This is a genomic window from Methylophaga sp., from assembly GCF_965655755.1.
Taxonomy (GTDB): Bacteria; Pseudomonadota; Gammaproteobacteria; order Nitrosococcales; family Methylophagaceae; genus Methylophaga.
Window position 1 is genome coordinate 30,520 of the sequence record NZ_CBFHHW010000018.1, and the last position, 4,068, is coordinate 34,587.

The 4,068-nt window shown below is 44.1% G+C and carries 2 protein-coding genes; both read left to right on the forward strand.

Annotation, left to right across the window (positions count from 1 at the left end; translation table 11 throughout):
• The coding region (locus ACTF5U_RS07495) for an ATP-binding protein (RefSeq protein WP_438971015.1) at nt 1-1,584 on the forward strand (1,584 nt) is incomplete at its 5' end.
• A 108-nt stretch (nt 1,585-1,692) separates the two neighbouring features.
• Nucleotides 1,693-4,068, forward strand: a 2,376-nt coding sequence (locus ACTF5U_RS07500; RefSeq protein WP_438971016.1) for a sensor histidine kinase, incomplete at its 3' end; no start/stop codon positions are given.

The window sequence follows — 4,068 nt, forward strand, 5'->3', positions numbered from 1 at the left end:
GTTGCCAAAATTGATCGCCTCCGCCTCCGCCAAGTGTTGAACAACCTCATTGGCAATGCGATTAAATTTACGGAAAAAGGTTCTATTACGTTGGATCTGAGTGTCACTAAACAAACTATGTCTAATGCGACACTGCGATTCAGTATTTCAGACACGGGCGTGGGCATTCGGGAGCAAGATCAGAAAATGTTATTTCAACGTTTCCAACAAATTGATGCCAGCTCTACAAGACAACAAACTGGTTCCGGGTTAGGGCTTTCCATATGTAAACAACTGGTAGAGTTGATGGGAGGGCATCTCGGTTTTAACAGCATCTATGGTGTCGGCTCGACGTTCTGGTTTGAACTTCCTGCTGAGTTAACTCAGCGTGAACGCTTATCACATCAAAAGGGATCGCTGGCAGGGTTAAATGTCCTTGTTCATGCTGAAACTCCAGGTTATCAACGTTATTTTGCTGACGTACTGAAAAACTGGAATATTCATCACGTAATAACTGAATCCACAGCGTCATTCAGCGATGTTTTAGCAGAAAATAGGAATGAAAAAAGCTGTGTTCTGATTATGGAGATAGATTTCTTCCTAGAATTGGATGTCGATGCACTGTTAGCACAGTTTGATTTTGATATTCGATTCGTGTTGATAGCCTCACAGAATCAACTGGATCATGAACCTAAAAAAGCGAAACAATACAACTGTATTTTGCTAGCTAAACCTCTGGTTCAGTCTGAGGTGTTTAATGCTTTGCAGGGATTACGGAATGAAATTCCTGCAGAGATTTTGCAAGAACAGATTGGCAGTCCTGTCAATGGTGAGTTCAACGAGGTAAGGGTGTTGCTTGTAGAAGATAACGCCATAAATGTGGTTGTTGCCAAAGGCTTGATTCAGATGTTCGGGCCGACTGTTGAGGTGGCTGAAAATGGTCAAGAAGCGCTGGATATGCTTACCAAACAGCGGTTTGATCTAGTGTTTATGGATTGTCAAATGCCGGTTATGGATGGCTATGAATGTACACGGCATATTCGCGATCCCCAGTCATCCGTATTGAATCATAAAATTCCAGTAGTGGCATTAACAGCCAATGCTATGCGAGGCGATAAAGAAGCCTGCCTCGCTGCTGGGATGGATGATTATATTGCAAAACCGGTAGAGGCTGACATGATCCAGCTAACACTGAAAAAATGGTTATCAGGTGATGCTTTACAATCTGACGGAAATAGCGACGAAAAGGATACAGAAATGCCTGAAGTGCTGCCAGTCTTTGATAAAACGACTTTTGGTAATCGTTTAATGGAAGACGGGGCTTTGATGAAGCAGGTTGCGCTCAACTTCATTGCGGACATGCCAGTGCAGCTAGACAAGCTTGGTGCGCTGATTGAGTCAGAAGACTTCGTGCAGCTCGCAGCTCAGGCACATAAGATCAAAGGTGCTGCGGCCAATATGGCAGCGAATCAAATGCATGCATTGGCCATTGATTTTGAACAGGCGGCTAAAGGAAAAGATAAAGAACATCTGGTAACGATAGAGCCAATGCTAATGCAGGCGTTTAGTCAGTTAAAACAGAGACTGGAACAAGAGTTAATTTGAATGAAACACAGGAAAATGTGGTTTTCGAAAACTGAGCTTAGTCAATAAATGACATCAGTGTTCAAGCTCTTTTTGAAGCATCCCCCGGTCGCATGGGTGGTACTGGTAATGTCGTTATTCGTGACTGGTTGGGCCTGGTATATTGCGTCTGGGGCTGTTGAGAAACATGCTAGTGAGCGTTTCGAATTTACCGCGAAAGATGTTGCCAATGCAATTACAGACCGTATGAATGAATATGAACTGGCATTGCGAAGCGGCTTAGCACTATTCCATGCCAGTGATAAGGTTTCACGGAAAGAGTGGGAGAAATTTGCAGACACGCTTTATCTGAATAAACACTTTCCAGGGATTCAGGGATTGGGTTATAGCCAAATTCTGAAGCCCGAACAAGTCGCTGAGCATGAAGCAGAAATTCAAGCGGAAGGCTTTGAGGAGTACCAGATAAAGCCAGCCGGTGAGCGAGACATGTACAGTGCTATTGTATTCTTGGAGCCATTTGACTGGCGCAATCAACGTGCATTTGGCTATGACATGTTTTCTGAGCCCACCCGCCGCGAAGCGATGGAACGTGCCCGAGATACTGCTGATTTTGCGGCGTCAGGTCGGGTTACGTTGGTTCAAGAGACAGAAGAGGACACGCAATATGGCTTCTTAATGTATTTTCCTTTTTATCAGCAAAATAGTGACCTGACATCTATCCAAGCGCGTCGCGAAGCTTTGCAAGGTTATGTTTATGCTGCCTTCCGTCTAGGCGATTTAATGAAAGGCGTATTGAATAATGCTCAGCAGAATATAAACTTCGAATTGTATGAAGGCTCCCCGGAAAAAGGTGTGTTACTCCATAACAATGCTCAAGATAAACACGTTCGTTTTGATTCGATAGAGCATCCACAACGGTTTCAAACCACACATCAAATGAATATTGGTGGCCAAACCTGGTCCTTATTTGTTTACTCAGATACCGGTTTTCTCCAAGCCAGTGAGCTTAACCAACCCAGTTTTATTGTCGTTATCGGTGTTCTGTTTGATATCGTTTTGTTCTTACTTATCTCGTATGTTGTCAGAGGACGAAATCAGGCCAAAGACTCAGAGCAGCGTGCCTGGACAGACTTTCGGGTCTCTCAGCAGCGCCTGCAACTGGCCGCTGATGCCGGCAAGATGGGATTGATGGAATGGAATATCATCGATAATAAGCTGTATTGGGATGACCGTATGTTGGCTTTATATGGCTATAACCGGGATACGATAAAAGACAATATAGACTTCTGGCAGCAATGTATCCACCCCGAAGACCTTGATAATTTTCGTGATGAATTGGCGTCAGCAAGACAGTTTAAGCAGCATATCGATATGCAGTTCAGGATCCGTACTCCCCAAGGACGCACAAAGTATATTGCTGCCAGCATTATTGTTGAACGAAATAATGCTGGCGAAGCGACACGCATGGTCGGATTCAATTACGATGTCACAGAGCAAATTACTAATAAACAACAGATACAGGAAAAAAACTGGCGTTTACAGAATTTGGTTGATGCCACAGACGCCGGTACCTGGGAGTTGAATGTTCAAACGGGCGAAACTCAGATCAATTATCGTTGGGCTGAGATGTTGGGATACACTTTGAACGATTTGATGCCAGTGACAATGCAAACCTGGCTCGATTTAGCTCACCCCGATGATCGTGAACAGACGCGGCATAGAATGCAGTCACATTTTGCGGGCAATGCCAATCATTACGAATGTGTTTGCCGAATGCGTCACAAAGCAGGTCATTGGGTCTGGATAAAGCGTCGTGGAAAGGTTTTTTCCTGGACAGATGCCGGTGAACCACTAATGATGTTTGGGACACACCACGACATTTCAGAACAAAAACAATACGAAGAGATTCTCAAAACAGAACGTGATAAGGCAGAAGCGGCCAACCGTTCACGCGGTGAATTTCTTGCCAATATGAGCCATGAAATTCGCACCCCTATTAATGGCGTAATGGGTGCGCTCGATTTGCTCTCTGATACGGATTTATCACCCTCACAGTTCAATCTGATAGGCATCTCCAGACGCAGTGCTGAATCCTTGCTTGGTCTTATAAATGATATCTTGGATTTATCCAAAATCGAGTCAGGCAAACTGGAAATTGTTGAAGAGCCCGTTGAGCTGGTATCAGCAATGAATGATGTGGCTCGTACGCTCTCCACTAAGGCGGAGGCTAAAAATATTGCGTTAGTTTGTCCGTCACAATATGTAGACGATACCTATGTGTACGCTGATGGTCTGCGACTTCGTCAAATTTTAACTAACCTCATTAACAATGCGATTAAATTCACTCAAGAGGGGAGTGTTCTAGTTGACCTGAATGTACTTGCTGAAACAAACACAAATGTTCATCTCCGTTTCAATGTAACGGATACGGGGCAGGGTATTCCCTATGACAAACAAAAAACGTTATTTGAACGTTTTCAACAAGTCGATAGTTCGCTAACAAGG